General features: G+C 73.0%; 24 protein-coding genes. 5 read left to right on the top strand and 19 right to left on the bottom strand.

Features of this window, described 5'->3' with window-relative positions:
• Positions 1-563 precede the first annotated feature (563 nt).
• Complete coding sequence (locus tag ABKW28_RS03700; protein ID WP_193667897.1) at positions 564-1,244, top strand: hypothetical protein; 681 nt, start codon at positions 564-566, stop codon at positions 1,242-1,244.
• Positions 1,245-1,270: 26 nt separating this feature from the next.
• Here ABKW28_RS03700 and ABKW28_RS03695 read toward each other — a convergent pair whose 3' ends face one another.
• The 12 genes from ABKW28_RS03695 to ABKW28_RS03640 form a co-directional block, all read right to left on the bottom strand.
• Positions 1,271-2,458 (bottom strand): IS110 family transposase, encoded by a 1,188-nt coding sequence (locus ABKW28_RS03695; protein WP_204797139.1) that lies wholly within the window; start codon positions 2,456-2,458, stop codon positions 1,271-1,273.
• Between the two features lie 350 nt (positions 2,459-2,808).
• The gene (locus tag ABKW28_RS03690; RefSeq protein ID WP_348606456.1) at positions 2,809-3,537 is read right to left on the bottom strand and encodes a hypothetical protein; all 729 of its coding nucleotides are present in this window, start codon (positions 3,535-3,537) and stop codon (positions 2,809-2,811) included.
• The gene (locus ABKW28_RS03685) at positions 3,530-4,060 is read right to left on the bottom strand and encodes a SigE family RNA polymerase sigma factor (protein ID WP_193667894.1); all 531 of its coding nucleotides are present in this window, start codon (positions 4,058-4,060) and stop codon (positions 3,530-3,532) included. Before ABKW28_RS03685 ends, ABKW28_RS03690 begins: the two co-directional genes overlap by 8 nt.
• Positions 4,061-4,237: 177 nt before the next feature.
• Positions 4,238-5,836: a citramalate synthase gene (gene cimA, locus ABKW28_RS03680; RefSeq protein ID WP_193667893.1), complete on the bottom strand. Its 1,599-nt coding sequence runs from the start codon at positions 5,834-5,836 to the stop codon at positions 4,238-4,240.
• Between the two features lie 99 nt (positions 5,837-5,935).
• Positions 5,936-7,603: a serine/threonine-protein kinase gene (locus ABKW28_RS03675; RefSeq protein WP_348606454.1), complete on the bottom strand. Its 1,668-nt coding sequence runs from the start codon at positions 7,601-7,603 to the stop codon at positions 5,936-5,938.
• A gap of 26 nt (positions 7,604-7,629) precedes the next feature.
• Positions 7,630-8,628 (bottom strand): iron-siderophore ABC transporter substrate-binding protein, encoded by a 999-nt coding sequence (locus ABKW28_RS03670; RefSeq protein ID WP_348606452.1) that lies wholly within the window; start codon positions 8,626-8,628, stop codon positions 7,630-7,632.
• 91 nt (positions 8,629-8,719) lie between these two features.
• Positions 8,720-9,550 (bottom strand): ABC transporter ATP-binding protein, encoded by an 831-nt coding sequence (locus ABKW28_RS03665; protein WP_348606450.1) that lies wholly within the window; start codon positions 9,548-9,550, stop codon positions 8,720-8,722.
• Positions 9,547-10,605 carry an iron chelate uptake ABC transporter family permease subunit gene (locus ABKW28_RS03660; protein WP_348606448.1) on the bottom strand — a complete coding sequence of 353 codons (1,059 nt, stop codon included), beginning with the start codon at positions 10,603-10,605 and terminating at the stop codon, positions 9,547-9,549. The genes ABKW28_RS03665 and ABKW28_RS03660 overlap by 4 nt, the downstream gene beginning before the upstream one ends.
• Positions 10,606-10,613: 8 nt before the next feature.
• The gene (locus ABKW28_RS03655) at positions 10,614-11,639 is read right to left on the bottom strand and encodes an iron ABC transporter permease (protein ID WP_348606443.1); all 1,026 of its coding nucleotides are present in this window, start codon (positions 11,637-11,639) and stop codon (positions 10,614-10,616) included.
• Positions 11,640-11,691: 52 nt separating this feature from the next.
• Positions 11,692-12,780: a branched-chain amino acid aminotransferase gene (locus tag ABKW28_RS03650; RefSeq protein WP_348606441.1), complete on the bottom strand. Its 1,089-nt coding sequence runs from the start codon at positions 12,778-12,780 to the stop codon at positions 11,692-11,694.
• A 33-nt stretch (positions 12,781-12,813) separates the two neighbouring features.
• Entirely contained in the window at positions 12,814-13,896 is a 1,083-nt protein-coding gene (locus ABKW28_RS03645; RefSeq protein ID WP_348606439.1) for a 3-isopropylmalate dehydrogenase, read from the bottom strand.
• Positions 13,897-13,906: 10 nt separating this feature from the next.
• Complete coding sequence (locus ABKW28_RS03640; RefSeq protein WP_264675470.1) at positions 13,907-14,032, bottom strand: hypothetical protein; 126 nt, start codon at positions 14,030-14,032, stop codon at positions 13,907-13,909.
• A gap of 402 nt (positions 14,033-14,434) precedes the next feature.
• Here ABKW28_RS03640 and ABKW28_RS03635 point away from each other — a divergent pair, with 402 nt between their 5' ends.
• Positions 14,435-15,004, top strand: coding sequence for a class I SAM-dependent methyltransferase (locus tag ABKW28_RS03635; RefSeq protein WP_193667887.1), 570 nt, complete (start codon positions 14,435-14,437; stop codon positions 15,002-15,004).
• Here ABKW28_RS03635 and ABKW28_RS03630 read toward each other — a convergent pair.
• Positions 14,985-15,665, bottom strand: coding sequence for a hypothetical protein (locus ABKW28_RS03630; protein WP_348606437.1), 681 nt, complete (start codon positions 15,663-15,665; stop codon positions 14,985-14,987). The genes ABKW28_RS03635 and ABKW28_RS03630 overlap by 20 nt on opposite strands.
• Positions 15,666-15,727: 62 nt before the next feature.
• Here ABKW28_RS03630 and ABKW28_RS03625 point away from each other — a divergent pair, with 62 nt between their 5' ends.
• Positions 15,728-17,161, top strand: coding sequence for a PLP-dependent aminotransferase family protein (locus tag ABKW28_RS03625; RefSeq protein WP_348606435.1), 1,434 nt, complete (start codon positions 15,728-15,730; stop codon positions 17,159-17,161).
• A gap of 291 nt (positions 17,162-17,452) precedes the next feature.
• On the opposite strand, the gene ABKW28_RS03620 is transcribed toward ABKW28_RS03625, so the two are convergent.
• Positions 17,453-17,848, bottom strand: coding sequence for a hypothetical protein (locus ABKW28_RS03620; RefSeq protein WP_348606433.1), 396 nt, complete (start codon positions 17,846-17,848; stop codon positions 17,453-17,455).
• A 157-nt stretch (positions 17,849-18,005) separates the two neighbouring features.
• Between ABKW28_RS03620 and ABKW28_RS03615 the strand changes: the two genes are divergently transcribed.
• Positions 18,006-18,275, top strand: coding sequence for a hypothetical protein (locus tag ABKW28_RS03615; RefSeq protein ID WP_348606431.1), 270 nt, complete (start codon positions 18,006-18,008; stop codon positions 18,273-18,275).
• Between the two features lie 4 nt (positions 18,276-18,279).
• Complete coding sequence (locus tag ABKW28_RS03610; protein WP_348606429.1) at positions 18,280-18,684, top strand: PPOX class F420-dependent oxidoreductase; 405 nt, start codon at positions 18,280-18,282, stop codon at positions 18,682-18,684.
• Here ABKW28_RS03610 and arr read toward each other — a convergent pair whose 3' ends face one another.
• Genes arr through ABKW28_RS03585 form a run of 5 tightly spaced genes read right to left on the bottom strand, consistent with a single transcriptional unit; the run spans position 18,685 to position 23,201 of the window.
• The gene (arr, locus tag ABKW28_RS03605; protein ID WP_348606427.1) at positions 18,685-19,092 is read right to left on the bottom strand and encodes an NAD(+)--rifampin ADP-ribosyltransferase; all 408 of its coding nucleotides are present in this window, start codon (positions 19,090-19,092) and stop codon (positions 18,685-18,687) included.
• Between the two features lie 38 nt (positions 19,093-19,130).
• Complete coding sequence (efeB, locus tag ABKW28_RS03600; protein WP_348606425.1) at positions 19,131-20,393, bottom strand: iron uptake transporter deferrochelatase/peroxidase subunit; 1,263 nt, start codon at positions 20,391-20,393, stop codon at positions 19,131-19,133.
• Complete coding sequence (gene efeO / locus ABKW28_RS03595) at positions 20,390-21,580, bottom strand: iron uptake system protein EfeO (RefSeq protein WP_348606423.1); 1,191 nt, start codon at positions 21,578-21,580, stop codon at positions 20,390-20,392. The genes efeB and efeO overlap by 4 nt, the downstream gene beginning before the upstream one ends.
• Positions 21,581-21,599: 19 nt before the next feature.
• On the bottom strand, positions 21,600-22,439 hold the full coding sequence (efeU, locus tag ABKW28_RS03590; protein ID WP_348606421.1) for an iron uptake transporter permease EfeU: 840 nt from the start codon (positions 22,437-22,439) through the stop codon (positions 21,600-21,602).
• Between the two features lie 54 nt (positions 22,440-22,493).
• Positions 22,494-23,201 carry a DsbA family oxidoreductase gene (locus ABKW28_RS03585; protein WP_193667877.1) on the bottom strand — a complete coding sequence of 236 codons (708 nt, stop codon included), beginning with the start codon at positions 23,199-23,201 and terminating at the stop codon, positions 22,494-22,496.
• Positions 23,202-23,271: the final 70 nt, after the last annotated feature.

Below are 23,271 nucleotides of genomic sequence, written 5' to 3'. Positions count from 1 at the left end.
CGCAGCACCACCCGCAACCGACGCCGCTCCGCCTTGCGGACCTCCGCCTCGGCCTCGTGGGCGAAGTCGAGCAACCAGTCAGCGTCGAGGTCGTCGACCTCGAGAGGCTGTCCGTGGCTGTCGGTCTCGATCATGACCCGATTCTACTCGAACAGATGTTCGATAGCAAGGGGTTGTGCACACCTGTTTCATTGCTCCAGGGCCCTGCCAGGGCCTGCTGATTGACCCCGGCGACGAGGTCGGACCGCCGGTCACCACGGACCCTCCGATGCCCGGAGGGCGAGCTTCCGGGCTGCGGGACAGGTCACGCATCAGGACGCGCACTCCTGCCGATGTCCGTGCAGCCCAGGGACTCCGCTCCGGGCCCGTAGCCGAACGGGCACAACGCTTCGCCAGGCAGCCCCGACACCGGCTCTCCGCAGGGGCGCACGGCGCGACGGGCCGTTGTGCCCGTTCGACTACGACCTGCTCGAGCGAAACTGACGCGGGGGCTGGCATCCGACTCTGCCGAGCAGCGCGCACTGACCGCGGAACCACTGGCGCTATGAGATCGTCGAACAACCATGCCGCTGCCGAACTCCTCGAGCCTCCCCGTTGCCGCAGCTTCCCGCTCTCGCGCCTGGAGGCGGATCGGCGCGACCCTCGGCGTTGCGACCGCAGTCCTGCTCCTCGCCGGATGCGACCTGCCCTGGTCGGGCAGCCCAACTGCTAAAGACCCCGAGGTCCGTCCGAGCGAGCTCACCGACGCGGCTGGTCAACCGTGCCCGCAGGAGTTGCCTATCGGTGAGGACCCGTCCGGTCACGGCTTCGGCATCGAGGAGGTCGCGGACGAACGTCCGACTCTCCTCGTTCCGCAAGAGGCATGGGTCTGTCAGTACAACACGTTCGATGTCGGCACGACCGCCAGCGGCGGGGCCGTCTACGGGTGGAGCCGTGCAGGGCGTCCTAAACCCGTCGCCGCCACCGACCTCCCGGACCTGCAGGACGCCCTGGACGATCTTGCCCCCGCTGATCGCAGCGGTGGATGCAACGCCGACCTCGGCCCGCGCTGGATGGTCGTCTACAGCCACGATGGCGACCTGACCGGAGTAGTCGTCGACGACTACGGCTGCCGCGACGTCCGGCTCACAGACAACCCGACCGCGACGCCGCCCGGTGCAGACAACCAGGAAGGGACGGTCGGCGGCGTTCTCGACGGTGGCGCTGCAATCCTCGATGTCCTTGGCGTCGGTCGCTCGAACTGATCGTCCGGATCTGGCACCCCTCTGTGTCAACGGGTGCTGGGGACGAGGTTCTTCACGTGCTCGCGGTCGGGGCGTAGCGTCGGCCTCGCGGGTCCGGGAAGTGGCTGATCCGAAGTGTCGATGTGCGGGTGTGAGTCGACCGCGCTGGAGTGAAGAGTCGCCCCGCGGTGCCCTCCCGGATCCGCGTCCACGGGCGTGGTGGGGGCCTTGCTGTCGGCGACGAGCTGGCGGTAGACGACGTCGGACAGGCGTCGTTTGAGGCAGCGCAGTGCCTCCATCGGTGTCTTGCCTTCGGCGAGCTTGCGTCGGTAGTAGGCGCGGCCTTCGGTGTCGTGGCGGATTTGCACGATCGCGGCGATGTGCAGCACGTGGTTCATCCGGCGGTTCCCGGCGCGGGAGAGCCGGTGACGGTTCTGCTCACCCGATGAAGCGTCCAGGGGTGCGGTCCCGGTCCAGGACGCGAACCGGTTCCGGTCGGCGAACCGGGCCACGTCACCGACGTCGGCCAGGATGCGTGCGGCACCGGCGGGGCCGATCCCGTAGATGCCCATGAGGTTCGATCCGCGCGCGGTCACGGCGTCCTTCAGCTCGGCCTTGATCTTCTTCAGCTTCGCATCGAGTACGACCAGGTCGGCGACCTGCTCAGCTGCCATCCGGCGTCGGGTCTTGCCGGCGACGTCGCGAGGCCGCACGGTGGCCAGCATGGCCTTGGCCTGTGCAGCGGACAGGTCGCGTTTGCGCTGGCCAGGCAGCAGTTCGCTGAGCAGGCGCTGCAACCGGTTGACCGTCTGCACACGCTGGTGGGCCAACTCATCACGGCGCTCGGTGAGCATCCGCAACGCCTCGAGCTCACCGTCCTCGACCACGACCCGTAGCCCCGGAGTGCGGACCGCGACCACGGCAATGGAGTGGGCATCCAGGGCGTCGGTCTTGCGGTTGTGCCCGGTGTCGAACAACCTCACCCGGGCCGCGAGCTTGGCCGGCACATCGACGACGTGCTCACCGGCGGCGATGAGTCGCTGGGCCAGTGGGCGACCGGCGCCGTTGGCTCCCTCCACGGCCCAGGTGCGGTGTGGCCACTGCTTCACATAACGCTGCATCGCGGCGTAGCCGGCCTGATCGGTCCCGAAGCGCCCGGTGCCGAGCAGGCGCTCGTTGGGGTCGACGACCTCGATCGTCACCGACATCTTGTGGGGATCGACCCCGATGATCACGTCCCTGGTTGTCTTCAACCTGTTCACCTCGTCCGTCGTGGTTCCAGTTGGGGACGACGAGGTGGGCATTGCTACTACGAGCTGGGCAGACCCCTCTTGAGCCACTCCTCGTCACGGGGCCCGACGGGTCGCAGTCCAGATGAGAGCCACACCCCAGTAGCCGGTGGGCAGCCGCATAACGAGCGTCCCGCCGGACCCCTGGACCGAGTCTGGCCAGACGCCGGTCCTGCTGGGAAGTCTCCTAGTAGGCACGACCCGCACTTCGCCCCCTCACCGGATGACGCGCCACGACTTCACGTCGAACCAGGCGGCTCGGCGCGCGGACGGCCGGCGTACGCAGCGTCGGACACTCACCGCCCGAACCAGCGCTCGCTGGTAGCGAGGGCGAGCAGCTCGTCCTGCGAGAGCGTCGGCGCCTCGACGACCGTGCGCCGGTCGGCGTTGGTGGAAAGGGCCCGCACGACGTAGCCGTGGTTCCAGGCGCTGGCCTCGCGGGTCACGACCTCGTCCACACGCTCGCGGGAGGTCAGCACCGTCAGCCCGCCCTGCTCCCCGCAGCTGCTGCGCACGTCGAGACGCTCCTCCGCGGCGTCCATCGCGACCCGCTCGGAGCAGGTGAGGCCCGCGGGCTCGATGATGACAGTGGCGCGCGCGCCGTCGTAGAGGAAGTGCTTGATCTTCTCCCGGGCCGCGTCCTTGGTGTACGTCGGGACGCCCTTCACGGGGGCGGTGGCCTCGGACCCCAGGATCTCGTCGACGAGGGCGGGGATGTCGGCGGCCGTGACGGCGAGCGCCCGGTCGGTCGCCCGGACGTCGTCGGTCTGCGTGTCCGCGACCTCGGGCGGCGCCGCGTCGCCGCCGAGCAACGGGGCGCCCACGCCGACGGCCACTCCGACCACGACGACCGCGGCGAGCGCGGCCAGCGAGGCGCCGACCCGACGGCGGCGACGCAAGGCGCGTCCCCGGGACACGCCACCACGCACCAGCCGGTCGACGTCGGGGACGAGGGTGTCGGTCGCGGCGTGGAGCAACCCGGAGGCGGCGCGGTCGGTGGACGGGGTCGGGGTCGGGTCACTCATGGTCGTCGCCTCTCGTGGTCGTGGTCGTGAGCGAGCGGTCGAGCAGGGGCCGCACCCGCTCCAGCGCTCGTGCGGACCGGGTGCGCACCGCGCCCGACGACGTGCCCATCCGCTGCGCGGTCTCCTCCACCGAGAGGTCCTCGAGGTAGCGCAGCACCAGCACGGCCCGGTCGGCGGGCCGGAGCCCCGCCAGCGCCTCGAGGATCGCGAGGCGGGTCTCGCTGAGCGCGGCCGCCTCGGACGTCGCTGTGTCGGCCGAGTCGGGCAGGTCGCTGCGCGGCACCTCCCCGCTGCTGCGCCGGCGGCGCGCGCTGATGAAGGTGCGGGTCAGGGTGGTCTGGGCGTACGCCGCCGGGTTGTCGATGCGGCGGCCGAACGGGGAGCTCCACCGGCTGAAGACCTTGGCCAGGGTCTCCTGCACCAGGTCCTCGGCCTCGTGGTGGCTGCCGCACAGCAGCCAGGCCGACCGGTAGAGCTGGGGCGCTCGCGCTCGGGCGAGCTCCTCGAACTCCTGCTCCTGCATGTGTTCGCTCCTGGGGTGGCGGCTCGGTGGGCTCATCCTTGTCGACGCAGCCCCCCGCCCGATGTCACACCTGCCGGCGGGGAGTCTCGCGGCGAGCGCTGACGTCGTACGCCGTCACCGGGAACCCGATCCCAGGATCGACTGCTCGGTGGTGCAGAAGTGCCCGCTCGGCGGGCCTCAGCGGTGGTGGCGCCGCAGCCCGAAGGTGACGGCGTCGAGCAGTGCCTCCCACGAGGCCTGCACGACGTTGTGCCCCACCCCGACGGTGACCCACGAGCCCTCGCCGTCGGCGGTCTCGATGAGCACCCGGGTGATCGCGTCGGTGCCGTGGCCCTGGTCGAGGATGCGCACCTTGTAGTCGACCAGCTCGAGCCGGGCGACCTCCGGGTAGGCCTGGCCGATCGCGGAGCGCAGGGCGTGGTCGAGCGCGTTGACCGGACCGTTGCCCTCGCCCGCCACGACGTAGCGCACTCCCCCGGCCCGCAGCTTCACGGTCGCCTCCGAGAGCGCCTCCACCCCCGGGCCGGGCTGGGTCTCGGTGATGACGCGCCACGACTCCACGTCGACGTACGACGGCCGCTCGCCCTCGACCTCCTCGACCAGCAGCAGCTCGAAGGAGGCGTCGGCGGCCTCGAAGGTGTAGCCGCGTCCCTCGAGCACCTTGACCCGCTCGGTGATGCGGGTGAGCAGCGCCTTGGCCTCGGGGGTGTCGCCCGACAGGTCGAAGCCGAGCTCGCGGCCCTTGAGCTCGATGGAGGCGCGCCCGGCCATGTCGGAGACCAGCAGCCTCATGTCGTTGCCGACGCCGAGGGGGTCCATGTGCTGGTAGAGGTCGGGGTCGACCTTGATCGCGCTCGCGTGCAGCCCGGCCTTGTGGGCGAAGGCGGAGGTGCCGACGTAGGGCTGGCGCGCGGCCGGCGCGATGTTGGTGACCTCGGCGACGGCGTGCGCGATGCGGGTCGCGTCGCGCAGCAGCCCCGGCGGCAGCACCTGACGGTCCAGCTTGAGCTCGAGGTTGGCCACGACGGTGACGAGGTCGGCGTTGCCGGTGCGCTCGCCGTAGCCGTTGACGGTGCCCTGCACGTGCGTCGCCCCCGCGTCGACGGCGGCCAGCGAGTTGGCCACCGCGCAGCCGGTGTCGTTGTGGCAGTGGATGCCGATGCGCCCGCCGGTCGTCTCGACGACGTCGTGGACCACGTCGGAGACCCACGGCGGCAGCATCCCGCCGTTGGTGTCGCACAGCGCGGCCACCTCGGCGCCGGCCTCGAAGGCGGTGCGCAGCACCTCGAGCGCGTAGTCGCGGTTGGCGCGGTAGCCGTCGAAGAAGTGCTCGGCGTCGAGGAAGACCTGCTGGCCCTCGGCGCGCAGGTGGGCCACGGTGTCACGCACCATCGCGAGGTTCTCCTCGAGCGTGGTGCGCAGCGCCAGCTCGACGTGGCGGTCGTGCGACTTGGCCACCAGCGTCACCACCCCGGCGCCGCTGTCGCGCAGCGCGGCCACCTGCGGGTCGTCGGCGGCCCGGGCGCCGGCGCGCCGCGTGGCGCCGAAGGCGGCCAGACGGGCGTGGGACAGGTCGAGCTCGGTGGCGGCGCGACGGAAGAACTCGGTGTCCTTGGGGTTCGCCCCCGGCCACCCGCCCTCGATGTAGCCCACACCGAGCCCGTCGAGCTGGCGCGCGATCGCGAGCTTGTCGGCGACCGACAGGTTCAGCCCCTCCTGCTGCGCTCCGTCGCGCAGGGTCGTGTCGTAGACGTGGAAGGCGCCGTGGAGGTCCATCGCTGCTGCTCCGCTGCTGGGTGGGGGTCGTGGGGAGGTGCTCCAACAAAAAAACCTCTCGCGGACGAGAGGTTGGCGCGCCGGGGAGGTCCCGGCGCGCTAGCGAATGATGGAGACGTGCTGCACGTCGTCGAGTGTGCCACCGACCACACCGCCACGGGCGGCGTCTCGCGATCCGACCGGCTGGTCCTGCGCCGGCACCCACCACGGGCCCCGCTGGTCGAGCACGTACGCCGCCGCCCCGGCGGCCACCGTGACCAGCAGCAGCCCCGCGACCCAGCGCCCCGGGGCGGCCGAGAGCGGGCGCACCACGCGGCCCAGGGACGAGCGCACCCGCGAGCCGCCCGGCCCCCACCACAGCCCCAGCACCAGGGCCCCGGCGCCCGCGAGCAGCGTCACGACGGTGCCGGCGGCCAACGAGTAGCAGACCAGCCCCGCGGCCGCGGCCAGCCCGAGGGCCCACAGCTGCAGCACGATCGTGGAGGGGATGGAGCGCAGCAGGTCCCACGGCGCGCGCACCAGCACCACGGGCGCGTCGTACCAGCGACGACCGCGCAGCCGCCGGCGATCGCCCACGTGGCTGGCGGCCAGCGACCCGCTGCGCAGCAGCCAGACGGCCACCAGCACCAGCGCCAGGCCGGCGTACGGCACCGCGGCCACCCCGACCGCCACGGCCACCCCGCCGGCCAGGGTGAGCAGCCCGCGGCGCACCCGCTCGAGCGGCGGCACCCGAGGCGCCTGGTCGTCCCACTGCTGGTCGGACCACTGCTCGGTGGGCAGCACGGCGGTGTGCGGCCCCTCCTCCGGCCAGTCGTCCCGCCAGTCGTCCTGCCGTTCCTCCTGCCAGTCGACCGGCTCGGCCTCGACGCGGGTCTCCTCCTCAGGCCACGCGGCGGCCCGCATCGGCGCGGTCTCGACCACCTCGGGTAGCGGGCCGGCGACCGGTCGCCGGTGCACCTGGGTCGACTGCGGGCGCAGCCAGTCGAGGATCTCCCCCAGGGTGGGCCGACGCTCCGGGTCGGGGTCGAGGGCGGCCTCGACGACGTCGTGCAGGTCGCCGCGCAGCCCGTCGAGGTCGTGCTCGCCGCGGCGCACCCGGTCCATCACCGCCATCGAGGGGCCCCGCCCGAAGGGGGCCCGGCCGGTGCCGGCGTAGGCGACCGTGGCCGCCCACGAATGCACGTCGGAGGCGGTGCTGGCGTCGTCGCCGTAGAGGATCTCGGGGGCCAGGTAGCCGGGGGTGCCGATCAGCCAGCCGGTGTGGGTCAGGCGCGGGTCGTCGGCGACGCGGGCCAGCCCGAAGTCGATGAGGATCGGGGTGCGGCCCTCCATCAGCACGTTGGAGGGCTTGACGTCGCGGTGCAGCACCCCGACCTCGTGCACCGAGGCCAGGCCCTCGGCCAGGCACCCGGCGAACCAGACGAGGTCGCGCCCGACGACCGGGCCCTCCTCGACGACGTGGTCGTGCAGGGAGAGCCCGGGCACGTAGCGGGTGGCGACGTAGGGCACGTCGCCCCAGGGGTCGGCGTCGATGACCTCGGCCACCCAGCGGCTGCGCACCCGCGAGAGCGAGGAGACCTCGCGCTCGAGCCGCTGGCGGGCCTCGTCGCCGCCGACGACGTGGGGGCGCAGCACCTTGAGCGCCACCCGCTCGCCGCCGGGGCGCCGGGCCAGGTGCACCACGCCCATGCCGCCCTCGCCGATCTGGGTCAGCAGCGTGTAGCCGCCGACGGTGGCGAGGGCGGCGCTGCGCGGCGTGGTGCTCACGTCACGAGGCTACCGACACCGGGGCCTCACTCGCTGGAGACGGCACCGGCCAGCGCCTCGACGAAGGTGTCGAGGCTGTAGGTCAGCGACAGCGCGGTGGGCGGGGAGACCGAGGAGACGACGGCCTCGCCCGCGACGGTGGCCACGTGACCCTCCTGGAACTGCTCCATGGTCTGGTACGTCGGGTCCTCGGCGATCTCGTCGGCCCGCTCCTGCGTCGCGGCGTAGGACAGCAGCACGTCGGACTCCAGCTGGTCGACGTTCTCGGTGCTGAGCGTGTAGTAGAAGGTGCTCTCGCCGGTGTCGAGCTCGTCGACGCTCGGGGCGACGGTGAAGCCGAGGTCCTCGAGGAACTGCACGCGCGGGTCGGCGGCGCTGTAGACGTAGAAGGCGCTCGGGTCGATGGCGACCGCGGCGATGCTGGTGCCCTCGAACTCGGGGTGCGCCTCGGCCGCGGCGGCCACGTCGGCGTCGATGTCGGCGAGCACCTGGTCGGCCTCGTCGTCCTGGCCCAGCACGTCGCCGACGGTGGTGATGACCTCGCGCCACGGCGTCGACCACGGCTGGTCGGGGTAGGCCACGGTCGGGGCGATCTGGGTGAGCTTGTCGTAGTCGGCCTCGGTGATGCCGGAGTAGTTGGCCAGGATCACGTCGGGGGCCGCGGCGGCGATCTCCTCGAACGGCGGCGCCTCGCCGGGCGTCAGCGCGGTGGGCTGCTCGGCGTCGAGCTCCTCGAAGGCCTCCTCCTGCCACGGCATGAAGCCCTCCTCGGAGGCGCCGTAGCTGAGCTTCTCCATGGCCACGGGCACCACGCCCAGCGCGAGCACGGCGTCGGGGGTGCCCCAGCCCCAGGTGACGACGCGCTCGGGGCGCTCGGTGACCTCGGTGGCACCGAAGGCGTGCTCGACGGTGACCGGCTCGAACTCCTCGGCACCGGCGGCGTCGTCGGTCTGGGGCTCCTCGGCGTCGTCGGAGCCGCAGGCGGCCAGGGGCAGCACCAGCAGGCCCGCCACGAGGGGAAGCACGAGACCGGACAGGCGGGACCGGGAGGTCCGTCGACGAAGGGACGACACGTCCACTCCTCACTGTGAAGGACCGGCCGAGCCCGGTCGTTTGTTAGGTGAGGCTAACCTTACCGCACTCTGCTCCTCGGCGCTCCCGGGCCCCGGCGGGGATCACCATCGGGCACCCGGTCACCGGGTCGGCGACGACCCGCGCCACCAGGCCGAAGGCCTCGCGGACGCACTGCGCGTCGAGCACGTCGGCCGGCGCTCCCTCGCGCACCAGCCGCCCGCGGGCCATCACGACCAGGTGGTCGGCGTAGCGCGCGGCGAGGTTGAGGTCGTGCAGCACCATCACCACGGTGGTGCCCCGCTGCTCGTTGAGGTCGGCCAGCAGGTCGAGGACGTCGACCTGGTGGGCGATGTCGAGGTAGGTGGTGGGCTCGTCGAGCAGCAGGATGCGCGGGTCCTGGGCGAGCATCATCGCCACCCAGACGCGTTGGCGCTGACCGCCGGAGAGCTCCTCGACCCGCCTCCCCACGAGGTCCTGGGTGTCGGTGAGCGCCAGGGCCCGGGCGACCGCGGCGGCGTCGTCGGCGCTCCAGCGGCGGAAGGCGCCCTGGTGCGGGTGGCGGCCTCGGCCGACCAGGTCGCCGACGCTGATCCCCTCGGGCGCCACCGGCTGCTGGGGCAGCAGGCCCAGCACCGAGGCGACCTCGCGCGGACGCATCCGGTGCAGGTCGCGCCCGCCGAGCTCGACACGGCCCTCGACCGGGCGCAGGATGCGCCCCAGCCCGCGCAGCAGCGTCGACTTGCCGCAGCCGTTGGCGCCCACGATCGCCGTGACCTGACCGGTCGGCACCGCGAGGTCGACCCCGTGCACCACCCGATGCTGGTCGTAGGCCAGGTGCACGCCGTGCGCCACCAGGCGGTTCTGGTCGGTCATCGTGCTGCCGTCCTTCCGGTGCTCATCAGCCAGATCAGGTAGGGCCCACCGATCGCGCCGGTGACGACCCCCACGGGCACCGACAGGTCGCCGGGCAGGAGGTGCTGGGCCAGCAGGTCGGCCCCCACCACCAGCACGACGCCCACCAGCGCCGACTCCGCCAGCGCCAGGCTGCCGTCGGAGAGCAGCCGGCGCGCGACCGGCGCGGCGACGAAGGCCACGAAGGCCACCGGCCCGGCCGCGGCGGTCGCGGCGCACGCCAGGGCGACGCCGAGCGCGATCACCGCGGCGCGCACCAGCTCGGGGCGCAGCCCGAGGCCGCCGGCCTGGTCGTCGCCCAGCAGGAGCAGGTCGAGCGGCCGCGCGAGCAGGGCCACCAGCGGCACCAGCAGCGCCAGCGCGCCCGCGAGCACCTGCACCAGCCCCCACTCGGCCTGGGCCAGGCTGCCGGCCATCCAGCGCAGCGCCACCTGGGCCTGGTTCACCTCGCTGCGGGTCAGCAGGTAGCCGACGACCGCCGCGCAGACGTAGGCCACCCCGATGCCCGAGAGCACGAAGCGGTGACCGGTCATCCCGCCGCGCCACGCGACCGCGTACAGCAGCAGGCCGACGAGCGAGCCCCCGCCCAGCGCCGACAGCGACACCGCCGCCCCGCTGAGCCCGCCGAGCAGCAGGGCGGCGACCGCGCCGGCGCTGGCCCCCTGCGAGATGCCGATGATGTCGGGGCTGGCCAGGGGGTTGCGCAGCACCGACTGGAACAGCGCGCCGGCGAGCCCGAAGGCGACGCCGACCAGCACCGCGAGCAGCAGCCGGGGCGCGCGCAGCTCGACGACGATGAAGCGCGCCGACGGGTCCTCGGCACCGACCAGCGCGCCCAGCACCTGGCCGAGCGAGAGCGGGAAGTCACCCATCACCAGCGCCGCACCCGAGAGCGACAGGGCCAGCGCGACGAGCACCGCCAGCACGCCCGTACGCCGGGTGCGGCGGCGCCGGCGCGCGGCCCGCAGGCCTGCTGCGGCGACCTGGTGGCGCCCCAGGGGGCTGCGTTCCAGCATGCCCGCGCTCACGCGGCCACCGCCGTCGAGCGGCGCACGATCAGCAGCAGCACCGGCGCCCCGACCAGGGCGACGACCAGCCCGGCCTCGAGCTCACCGGGCCGCACGACGAGGCGACCCACGACGTCGGCGCCCAGCAGCAGCACGGGGCCCAGCAGCGCCGAGACCGTGACGATCCAGCGGTAGTCGAGGCCGACGAGCACCCGGGCCAGGTGCGGCACCGCGAGACCCACGAAGGCGATCGGGCCGACCATCGAGACCGCCGAGCCGCAGAGCAGCACCACCGCGAGCACGACCAGCAGGCGCCCGCGCACGACGTCCTGGCCCAGCCCGCGGGCCACGTCGTCGCCCAGTGCCAGCGCGTTGAGCACGCGCCCGGCCGCCAGCGACAGCGCGAGGCCGACGAGCACGAAGGGCAGCACCGTGGCCAGCACGTCGAGGGGACGGTTGGCCAGCGAGCCGACCTGCCAGAACCGGTAGTCGTCGAGGGCCTGGGTGTCGGCGAGCAGCACGACGGTGATGACGGAGGTCGAGGTGGCGGTGACGGCGGCGCCGACGAGGGCGAGCTTGACGGGCGTGACGCCCTCGAAGCCCAGCGACGCGGCGCCGTAGACGACGACGGCGGCCAGCGCGGCGCCGGCGAAGGCGAACCACAGGTAGCCCGAGACGGAGGTGACGCCGAGCAGGGAGATCGCGCCCAGCACCGCCAGCGAGGCGCCCGAGTTGATCCCCAGCAGCCCGGGGTCGGCGATCGGGTTGCGGGTGACCCCCTGCATCAGCGCGCCGGCCACGCCCAGCGCGGCCCCGCCGACCAGCCCGACCAGGGTGCGCGGCACCCGCAGGTCGCGCACCACCAGGTGGTCGTTGTCGCCGGCGACCGGGTCGACCAGCGCGGCCCACACCTGCGCCAGCGAGACGTCGCGGGCCCCCAGCGCCAGGCTGGCGACCACGGCGAGCAGCAGCAGCGCGAGCAGGCCGGGCAGCACCGGGCCTCGCAGCGACGCGGCGGGCGCACGGGTCAGGGTCGAGGACACCGACTTAGGCTAGCCTCACCTTCCCGCCGACGCACACCGGGCGTCACGCAGGTCACACGATGCGGTGCATCCAGCCGAAGGAGTCCTCGGCGCGACCGAACTGGATGTCGACGAGCGCTTGGCGGATGCTGCGGGTCAGGTCGCCGCCGCCCTCGCCGGTGTCGGCGGGGGCGGGCACCTCTCCCCCGGCGTGCTTGAGCGCGCCCACGGGGGTCACGACCGCCGCGGTGCCGCAGGCGAAGATCTCGCGGATCCGGCCCGAGGTGACGCCGTCGCGCCACTCCTCGACCGAGAAGCGGCGCTCGTCGACGCGGTGCCCCAGCTTGCCCGCCAGCTCGATGATCGAGGCCCGGGTGATGCCCTCGAGGATCGTGCCGGTGGCCGGGGTGACGATGGTGCCGTCGTCGTGCACGAAGTACATGTTCATGCCACCGAGCTCCTCGACGTAGCGCATCTCCTGCGCGTCGAGGAAGACCACCTGGTCGCAGCCGTGCGCGGTGGCCTCCTGCTGGGCCACCAGCGACGAGGCGTAGTTGCCGCCGGTCTTGGCCGCACCCATGCCGCCGCGACCGGCGCGGGTGTACTCCTCGGTCAGCCACAGGCTCACCGGCTTGAGCCCGCCCTTGAAGTAGGCGCCGGCGGGGCTGGCGATGACCATGAAGGTCACGTGCTGCGACGGGCGCACGCCCAGGAACTTCTCCGAGGCGAACATGAAGGGCCGCAGGTAGAGGCTCTTCTCACCGGTGTTGTCGGGCACCCAGCGCTGGTCGACCTCGACCAGCGCGCGCACCGCGGCCAGGAAGTCCTCGGTCTCGAGCACCGGCAGCGCGAGGCGGTGGCTCGAGCGCGCCATCCGCTCGGCGTTCTGCTCGGGACGGAAGGCCCACACCGAGCCGTCCTCGTGGCGGTAGGCCTTCATCCCCTCGAAGGTCTCCTGCGCGTAGTGCAGCACCGCCGTCGCGGGGTCGAGGGTCAGCGGCCCGTACGGCGTGATCCGCGCGTCGTGCCAGCCCTTCTCCGGCGTCCACTCCACCGTGAACATGTGGTCGGTGAAGTGGGTGCCGAACCCGGGGGCGGCCAGGATCTCGGCCAGCCGGTCGTCGGGGACGGGCGAGGGGTTGCGGGTGACGCTGATCTCCATGGGCATCAAACTACCGCTCTCGTCAGGTGGGGCTCAGCCTGCTACCCGCTTGGCGACCGAGTCGCCCACCTCGGCGGTGCGGCGACGCGCCGTGCCGCGCTCGGCGAGGTCGGCCAGCACCGCGTCCTCGATGCGCGCGGCCGCCTCGGGGTGGCCGAGGTGGTCGAGCAGCAGCGCGGTCGACAGGATCGCCGCGGTCGGGTCGGCGACCTGCTGCCCGGCGATGTCGGGGGCCGAGCCGTGCACCGGCTCGAACATCGACGGCGTGGTGCGGTCGGGGTTGATGTTGCCCGAGGCCGCGAGCCCGATGCCGCCGCTGATGGCGCCGGCCAGGTCGGTGATGATGTCGCCGAAGAGGTTGTCGGTGACGATCACGTCGAAGCGCTGCGGGTTGGTGGTCATGTGGATCATCGCCGCGTCGATGTGCATGTAGTCGACGGTGACGTCGGGGTGCTCGGCGGCCACGGCCTGGGTCAGGCGCCACCACACCGAGCCCGCGTGCACCAGCACGTTGGTCTTGTGGACCAGGGTCAGCTTCTTGCGCGGGCGGCGCTCGGCCCGCGCGAAGGCGTCGCGCACGACGCGCTCCACGCCGTACGCCGTGTTGACGGAGACCTCGGTGGCCACCTCGGCCGGGGTGCCGACGCGCAGGGCGCCGCCGTTGCCGGTGTAGGGGCCCTCGGTGCCCTCGCGCACCACGACGAAGTCGACCTCGTCGTCGCCGAGGACCTCGCGGCTCAGCGGCGAGGTGACGCCGGGGAAGATCCGCGAGGGACGCAGGTTGACGTAGTGGTCGAGCTCGAAGCGCAGCCGCAGCAGCAGGCCGCGCTCGAGGAGGCCGGGAGGGATGCTCGGGTCGTTCGGCTTGCCGCCGACGGCGCCGAGCAGGATGGCGTCGTGCTCGCGGATCTCGCTGAGCACGGTGTCGGGCAGCACCTCGCCGGTCGCGAGGTAGCGCTCCGCGCCGAGGTCGTAGCGGGTCTGCTCGAAGGTGACCCCTGCCGGTGAGGCGACCTCGAGGACCTTGAGGGCCTCGGCGGTCACCTCCTGCCCGATGCCGTCGCCGGGGATGACGGCGAGCTTGACGGGACCGGTCGCGACAGGAGTGGAGGTCATGGGCCGAACGCTAGTTGTCGTCGGGGCGCTGGCCGCCGTTGTCCCGCAGGTCGAGCGAGGCCTGGACCGCCTCGACGCTGCGCGGGTTCTCGGGGTGGTGGGCCGCCGGGCCCCACTCGGGGTACATGTCGTACATGGTGCGTCTCCTTCTCGGTGGTGATCTGGTGTCGGTCCTGCGGTGGTTCTCCTGCGATGGCTCACGCCACGGCCGGAGATGACCCCGCGGTGGGGACGGACGACCCATGGATCGCATGGGAGGTGGAGACCTCGAGAGGAGCGGATCACGCGTGTTCAGCGAAGTGGACCCGCCGCGGAGACATCTTCAGATGTGCCGTGAGACCAAGAGCAACGCCGAACACCGCGGCGAGGTGGCCTCACTGGCAGCTATCGCTGCTGGGCCTCGCCGCGGCACTCGATAAGTACGTAGATGCTCCGCATGGTGGACACAGCCTAGGCACGCACACCGGACGCCGGCTACCGCTTTCCGGAATGTGTCCACGATCCGGGACGAGCGTCTCGAGGTGACAGACTCCCCGCCATGAGTGCCCCTCCCGAGCTGCCGGACGTCGTGCGCCGCGCCTTCGAGGTCTCGCGCCGCGCCGGCTACGTCTCGTTCTGCCGCAACGAGACCGGTCGGCTGCTGGCCACGCTGGCCGCGACCCGCGAGGGCACGATGGCCGAGTTCGGCACCGGCTGCGGGGTCGGCACGGCCTGGCTGCGCAGCGGGGTGCGCGGGCAGGACGCCCGCATCGTGACCGCCGAGCTCGACCCCCGGCTGGCCCGGGCGGCCTCGGAGATCTTCGTCGACGACCCGCTGGTCGAGGTGCTGGCCGCCGACTGGTCGACCCTGCTCGACAAGGGTCCCTTCTCGTTGCTCTTCCTCGACTCGGGCCAGCCGGGCGAGGTGGGGGTCGACGCGATCGCCGACCTGGTCGCCGACGGCGGGATCGTGGTCCTCGACGACTTCACGCCGTGCGAGCAGTGGCCGCCGGTGACCTACGGCCGCGTCGACGTGCTGCGCGAGCAGTGGCTGACCGACCCGCGCTTCACCGCCGTCGAGGTGATGGTCGCCTCCGACGCCTCCACGATCATCGCGACGAAGCGGTAGCGCTCGCCGGGTCGACGCCGGGCTCGTCGACGGGCTCGGCCAGACGCACGCTCAGCGCCGGCAGCAGGGCCTGGGTGACCGGGCCGATGCTCAGCGCGTAGAGCACCGTGCCGATGCCGGCGACGCCGCCGAGCACGAGACCGATCGCCACGACGGTGACCTCGAGACCGGTGCGCACCACGCGCAGCGAGACGCCGGTGCGCCGGTGCAGGCCGGTCATCAGCCCGTCGCGCGGCCCGCGACCGAGCTGGGCACCGATGTAGAAGGCGGTCGCGGCGCCGTTGCCGAGCACGCCCACGAGCATCAGCGTGATCCGCAGCCACATCTCGTCGGGGCGCTCGAGCACCGACAAGGTGGCGTCGGTGGCGACGCCGATGACCAGCGCGTTGGAGATGGTGCCCAGGCCGGGCACCTCGCGCAGCGGGATCCACAGCAGCAGCACCAGCAGGCTGACCACGATCAGCACCTCGCCCAGGCTCAGCGGCACGTAGCGGGCGATGCCCAGGTGCAGCACGTCCCACGGGGCGGCGCCGAGGTCGGCCCGCACCATCATGGCCAGCGAGACGCCGTACAGCCACAGGCCGACGTAGAGCTGGGGCAGGCGGCGGCCCAGGCGCCCGGCGCGCAGCTGGGCGAGGGGTCCGAGGTCGGCGACGAGCATGGGTCCAGGGTGCAGGCCGATTGGCCTGGTGTGAAATAGCCAATCGTGCGACAGTGGTCTGCATGGCCACCGCCGTCTCAGCCGCCCGGGTCGCCGCCCTGGTCGGCTCCTTCGACCGCTCCCCCGCCTACGTCGGGCTCGCCGACACGCTCACGCTGCTCATCGGCGACGGACGCATCGGCTTCGACGTGCGCCTGCCCAGCGAGCGCGAGCTGACCGAGGCGCTCGCGGTCTCGCGCACCACCGTCACGCGCGCCTACGCACTGCTGCGCGAGAGCGGGTACGCCGTGTCGCGGCAGGGCTCGGGCACCTTCACGCGGGTGCCGGGCGGGCTGGCCCGCTCGCACGACCGGGCGCTGCTGCCGGGCGTCGACGACGGCGACGCCATCGACCTCAACTGCGCCGCCGCCCCGGCACCGGCCGGGTTGATGCAGGCCTACACCGACGCGATCGGCGACCTGCCGGCCCACCTCGGCGGCCACGGCTACTTCCCGGCCGGGCTGCCGTGGCTGCAGCAGCGCATCGCCGCGTCGTACGACGCCCGCGGCCTGCCCACCGACCCCGACCAGGTGCTGGTGACCCCCGGTGCGCTGGCCGCGGCGGCCGTCGTGGCGCAGGCGTTCGCGGGCCGCGGCGACCGGGTGCTGGTCGAGTCGCCGGTCTACCCCAACGCCACCCAGGCGCTGCGCAACGCCGGCGCACGGCTGGTGCCCTCGGCGGTCGACCCGGAGGGCTGGGACCTCGACGCCGTGGGGTCGACCCTGCGCGGCGCGCGGCCACGGCTGGCCTACCTGGTGCCGGACTTCCAGAACCCGACCGGCCACGTGATGAGCGACGAGCAGCGCGCGGCGTACGCCGGGCACCTGCGCGCCGCCGGCACCCGCGCGGTGGTCGACGAGGCGCACCAGGCGCTGGCGCTCGACGGGCAGGAGATGCCCGCCCCGTTCGCCGCCCACGCGCCCGGCACGATCACGATCGGCAGCGCGAGCAAGAGCTTCTGGGGCGGTCTGCGGCTGGGCTGGGTCCGCGCCCCGCACGAGTGCGTCGAGACGCTGCAGGAGGCCAGGCTCGCGCTCGACCTCGGGGCGCCGGTGCTCGAGCAGCTGACCCTGGCGAGGCTGCTGGAGCACGGGCCGGTGCTGCCCGGGCACCGCGAGCGGCTGCGCGAGCAGCGCGACCGGCTGGTCCACGAGGTCGCCGAGCGGCTGCCCGAGTGGCGCTTCCTGGTGCCCGGCGGCGGGCTGGCCCTGTGGGTCGAGCTGCCGACGGCCCGTGGCAGCGCGCTGGCCGCTGCGGCCGAGCAGCACGGCGTCATCGTCGCCCCGGGACCGGTCTTCGCCGCCGAGGGCGGCCTCGACCGCTACGTGCGCATCCCCTGGACCCGCCGCCCCGACGAGCTCGCCGTCGCCGTCGAGCGCCTCGCCCTCGCCTGGGCCGAGGTCCGTGACGCCCCCGCCGGCCGCGTCCGACGCGGCACGCGCGTGATGGTCGCCTGAGTCCCGCGCCGAGCCGGCCGGTTCGAACGAGCCGACTCGCGGAGTGGTCGTCGGTCGAGCAGTGACCAGCGCCAGTGAGGAGCGCCCGTCGAGACCCAGTGACCCACCCAACCTCCGTACGCCGACCCCCCCCACCACGGTCCTGACGACCCTCACGTGACACGCCGACGGCGGCGTACGGGTCGTCAGGATGGTGCGCCTCGCGGAGTGGTCGGACCGGGCAGCTCAAGGAGGCCCGCGCTCGTCGTTCGTGACCACTGCGCCTCCCACCCTTCCTCGGCACCCTCGAGCTCAGCCCAGGCTGTCCAGCCACGCCTCAACAGTGACCCACCTGGTGACCGCCGGGTGGTGGAAGAACACGCTCTGGTGCTGGATCGGCCCGAGGACCGCCACGTGCTGGAGTGCCCCCGCGCTGGCACGCGCCAGAGCCGCACCCAGCTCGACGTACACCCCGCGCCCCTCGTGCTCGGGGGCGACGACGAGGACCGCCTCCGCGGCGAGCACCGCCGCGAGATCGGCACTCGCGACCGCCGCAGACGCAGCGGGTTGCGACTCGTAGTCGGTCAGTGTCGCGTCGGCTCCCCGGGTCCAGTCCAGGCTCAGCTCGTGGCCCCCGGCCACGACCGCGGCCTGCACCGCGCGCACGCGCTCGGCATCGGCCAGCGCCCCGGCGACGTAGATCAGCACCTGGGCAACCTCTCACGCCCAGGCGAAAACCAGGTGCGGCTGCCCCACCGACCTAGCCTGGCCACGTTCACTTCCCACCCCAGGCAAGGTCCGTTGCTCCTCTGAGGCCCGTCTCCGCGTCCGCCGCGACGCACCCGACCCCTCACCCGGAGCACCCATGCCCTCGACGCATCCCGTCATCTCCGTCTCCTGCCTCATCGTCACCTGGCCAGACGGCTCCCCCGCGCTGCGCGACCTCGACCTGGCCCTCTCGCGGGGCCGCGCCGGACTGGTCGGGGCCAACGGTCCTGGCACGTGGACCCGGTCGCGTCGCCACCCCGGGGCCAGACCAGAGCCTGTGCGCGACCGGCTGGCCCGCTTCGGCTTCCGCGGCGCCGTCGTCGCACCATCGACGTCGGCTCCCCGAGCGCCGATCGTGGGAGCCTGAACGCATGACCACCGCCGAGCAGCTGGCCGCCGAGAAGTACCTCGCCTTCACGACCTTCCGCCGCTCCGGCGAGCCGGTCACCACGCCGGTGTGGGTCGTGCCGGTCAGCGACGGGCGCCTGGGGTTCTGGACCGCCATGGGCACCGGCAAGACCAAGCGGCTGCGCCACGACCCGCGCGTGCGGGTCGAGCCGTGCGACGCGCGCGGGCGCACCCAGGAGGCCACCTCGCCGGTCGACGGGCAGGCCGAGATGGTGCGCTCGGGCGCGTTCTTCGACGAGGTGCAGGGCCGGGTCCGCGAGAAGTACGGGTGGATGACGACGGTGACCCGTCTGCTCGCCCGGCTCGGACCGCAGGGACGGCGCGGCCTGGGCTACGCGGACACGGTGGTGCTGGTCCGCCTCGACTGACTAGTCCTCGATCACGTCCAGGCCCTGCTCCCGCAGCCGGGCAAGGCTGGCCAGCATCGCCTCGAGGGCCTCCGGCGGGTGGCGCGGCCAGTCCTCGACGACAGCGACGACGCGCACCGGGTGCACCGTGCGGTAGGAGCGGGTGGGGTTGCCGGGGAACTTCTTGTCGGTGACGTTCGGGTCGTCCTCGAACGGACCCAGCGGCAGCACCTCGTAGACCTGCCCCGACCCAGCGTCCCCGGCCAGCGCGCTCGCCAGCTGGGCACCCCAGGCCGCGGTCGCGACCAGCGAGGTGAAGTAGACGTTGCGGGAGATCCGGCCCTGCTGGAAGTTCGACCCGTGGCCCACCACCAGCTCGTCACCGGGCACGAGCACCGCGCGGGTGCCGTGGAAGAAGCGTGCGTCCACGTCCGACATCCTCGCTGACGCCGGGCCCGGACGCACGCTCAACCCAGCAGCGTCTGCCCGACGTACTCGCCCTCGCCGACACCGGGCGGCACGGCGAAGAGCGCGGAGCCGGTGAAGCGCAGGTACTCCATCAACGAGTCCTGCTTGGCCATCGCGTTCTGCACCGGGATGAAGCCCGTACGGGGGTCGCGCACGAAGGCGATGAAGAACAGGCCGGCGTCCAGCCCGCCCAGGTCGTTGCTGCCGTCGACGAAGTTGTAGCCGCGCCGCAGCATCCGCGCCCCGCTGTGCATGTCGGGGTGCACGACGCGCACGTGGGCGTCGGGGGCGATCACGGTGGTGTCGTTGCTGCCGGGCATCTCGAAGTCGGGCTCGGTGTGCTCCGAGCCGCCCGAGAGCGGAGCCCCGGTGCCCTTGGTGCGACCGATGAAGGCTTCCTGGTCGCCGAGCGGCTGGCGGTCCCAGACCTCGATGGTCATGTTGATCCGCCGGGCCGCCAGGTAGGTGCCGCCCGCGAGCCAGCCCGCGGCCGGGTCGTCATCGGGCCCGACCCAGACGTGCTCGGCCAGCGCCTCGGGCTCCTCGGCCTTGACGTTGGCGGTGCCGTCCTTGAAGCCGAAGAGGTTGCGCGGGGTGTCCTGGCTGGTCGAGGTGGTCGACGTACGGCCGAATCCGAGCTGCGACCAGCGCACCGAGACCCGTCCGAAACCGATCCGCACCAGGTTGCGCACCGCGTGCACCGCCACCTGCGGGTCCTGCGCGCACGCCTGGATGCACAGGTCGCCGCCGGAGCGGCGCGGGTCGAGCGCGTCGCCCGGGAAGTGCGGCAGGTCGCGCAGCGCCTCGGGCTGCCGGTCGGCGATCCCGAAGCGGTCCCGGCCCCCGGCGTCGCGGAACAGCCCGGGTCCGAGACCGAACGTGACCGTCAGGCCACTGGCCGGCAGGCCGATCGCCTCACCGGTGTCGTCGGGCGGCAGCAGGTAGCTGCCTCCGACCGCCCCCTCGGGCCCGGCGTCCTCGCCGCGCGTCATCCGCTCGGCGGCCTCGGTCCACTCCTGCAGCAGCGCCACCAGCTCCTCGCGGGAGTCCGTGGTGACGTCGAGCGCCGCGAAGTGCAGCCGGTCCTGGGCCGGGGTGACGATGCCGGCCTGGTGCTCGCCGCGGAAGGCGTACGACTCGACCGTGGTCGCCTCGGACTCGCCCGCGCCGGCACGCCCTGCGGCGAAGCCCCCGGCCACCCCGACGACCGCGACGCCGCCACCGCCCAGCAGGCCGCGGCGCGAGACCCGCGCCGACCTCACGCCAGGACGGTCGCGGTCAGTCGCGACAGCGGCTCGGAGAGCGCGTTGACGGCGTCGGCGAGCGCCTTGACCTCGTCGGCGTCGAGCTCGTCGTAGGAGACGAAGCCGTCGCCGTCGCGGTGCTGGTCGAGCAGGTCCTGCAGCTCGGCGAAGCGGTCGGTGAGCGTCTCGGCCAGCTCGGGATCCTTCTCGGCGACGATCGGCTGAACACCCTCGAAGCCGACGCGAGCGCCGTCGACGTTGGCTTGGAAGTCGTAGAGGTCGGTGCGCGACCAGTACTCCTCCTCGCCGGTCACCTTGCCGGTCGCGACCTCCTCGAGCAGGCCGCGCGAGCCGTTGGCGATCTGGTCGACCGTGAAGTCCAGGCCCTGGATCTGGTCGTCCAGGGTGCGGGTGTTGGCCAGCAGGTCCTGGGCGTACGTCGAGCGCTGCCGCGGCGTCAGCGCCGTGTAGTCCTCGGCACGGGCCGGCCACAGGTCCTTCTCGATGCGGTGCCAGCCGGTCCACTCCTGGCCGGGCTCGAGGTCGGCCTCGCGCAGGTCCATCTGCGGGTCGAGGTCGCCGAAGGACTCGGCCACCGTCTCGATGCGCTCCCAGTGCGTGCGCGCCACCGGGTAGAGCGCCCGGGCCTCGTCGTCGTCGCCGGCCTCGTAGAGCGCGACGAACTCCTCGGTCTTCTCCAGCAGCTGGGCCGACTGGTCCTCGACGTAGGCCTGGTAGCCGGCCAGGGCCCGGTCGACGAGCTGCTGCTCGTCGGCGGAGACCTCGCGCTCCTCCCCCGAGTCGGTGACGGTGAAGTCGGCGCGGATGCCCTCGCCGCTCATCCCCGGCTTGCAGGCGGTGCGGTAGGAGCCGGGGGCCACGTCGGCGACCAGCTGGCGGGTCGCCTGCGGACCGATGTTCTCGATCTCGGCCACGATCCGCAGCCCGTCCTCAGCGAGGAGGTAGAACTCGGTGACCTGCGAGCCGTCGTTGGTGACGTCGAAGCGCAGCGTGCCCGAGGGCGCCTCGAGCGTGGAGACGTCGCAGGCGTCGTCAGTGGAGGTGACCGTCACCGAGCGAGCGTCGCCGTCGGACGTGCCGGCCGTCTCGGTGCTCTCGGTGCAGGCGGCCAGAGCCGGGACGGCGAGCACCAGGGGCACCAGGGTGGTGGCCAGGGGGCGGGAGATGGAGATCTTCGTGCGCACGAGTGGGTTCCTCATCGGGTCAGTGGCTGGGAGCCGGGACGGAACGACGGACCCGGTGCAGGAAGAGGGCCAGCACGGGCGCGACGTACGCCACCCAGACCACCGCCTCCAGCCAGGTCGTCTGCGGGGAGAAGTTGAAGACGCCCTTGAGCAGCGTGCCGAGCCAGCCGCCGGCGCTGATCACGCCGGAGACGTCGAAGGCGTAGGAGTACAGGCCGGGCAGCACCCCGGCTTCCTGCAGGTCGTGGAAGCCGTAGGCCAGCACACCGGCGGCCACGACCACCAGGAGTGCGCCGGTCCAGGTGAAGAAGCGGGTCAGGTCGATGCTGATCGCGCCGCGGTAGAGCAGCCAGCCGAGGAGCACGGCGACGCCGATGCCGAGCAGTGCGGCGACGATGGGGGTGGCCGTCTGCTGACCGGCGCCGGCACCCGTGGCCTGCCGGGTGTTGGTCCACAGGATCAACGACGTCTCCAGGCCCTCACGGCCCACCGCCAGCACCGCGACGAGGACCAGGCCCCAGGCGGGGCCGTCGGCGGTCGCGTCGACGCGCCCGCGCAGCTGGGCACCCATGGAGCGGGCGGCGCTCGCCATCCAGAAGATCATCCAGGTCACGAAGCCGGCGGCCACGATCGACAGGCTGCCGCCGATGATCTCCTGGGTCTCGAAGGTGAGCTGGCGTGCCTGCAGGCCCAGGCCCACGGTCAGCGCCACGCACGTGCCGAGCGCCAGCGCGACCCCGGTCCAGATCCGCGGCAGCAGGTGTCGACGACCCGAGGTGACGAGGTAGGCGACGAGGATGCTGACCACGAGGGAGGCCTCGAGGCCCTCGCGCAGCCCGATCAGGAAGTTGCCCAGCACCCGCCGGACGCTACTCCTCTGACTTAGGTTTGCCTAACCGAAGTGAGGTACGCCTCAGCTGCAGCCGTCGGGGCCGCACACCGCGCCGTCCGCGCCGGTCTGCGCGCCCACCATCTCGACGGCGGGGTGGCTGTCGTCCCAGGCCCGCTGCAGCACGTCGGTGAAGACATCGGCCGGCTGGGCGCCCGCGATGCCGTAGCGGCCGTCGACGACGAAGAACGGCACCCCGGTCGCGCCGTACGCGCCGGCCTGGCGGATGTCGGCCTCGACCTCGTCGGCGTACTCGGTGCCGGCCAGCACCTCACGCACCCGCGCCTCCTCGAGACCGGCGGAGACGGCGATCTCGGTCAGCACGTCGTGGTCGGCCACGTTGCGCGCCTCGAGCATGTACGCCGCCAGCAGCGCCTCCTTCAGCTCCGCGCGCTGCGCGTGGTCGCGAGCCGCGTGCAGCACCCGGTGCACGTCGGCGGTGCCGACCCGGTGCGCCTGGCCCAGCCGGTAGACCAGGCCCTCCTCGGCGGCCACGGCCTCCATCTGGTCGATCATCCGCTGCCCGGCCTCGGGGCCGCCGCCGTACTTGCGGCCCAGGTGCTCGGCGATCGTCTCGTCGGCCACCGACGGCGCGCCCGGGTCGAGCTGGAAGGAGCGCCAGACCACCTCGACCTCGTCGCGGTGCTCGAAGCCCGCCAGGGCGGTCTCGAGGCGGCGCTTGCCGATGTAGCACCAGGGGCAGACGACGTCGGACCAGATCTCGATACGCATGTGGGCCCCAACCCCGAGGGACCCCTGGTTCTTCCCGGGGTCCGACCAGGGTCGCGGCCCGCGTCATCCC

The sequence above is a fragment of the Nocardioides sp. 31GB23 genome, assembly GCF_040012395.1.
GTDB lineage: Bacteria > Actinomycetota > Actinomycetes > Propionibacteriales > Nocardioidaceae > Nocardioides > Nocardioides salarius.
Note: the sequence above shows the minus strand (reverse complement) of the source record. Positions and strands in the feature narration are given on the sequence as shown.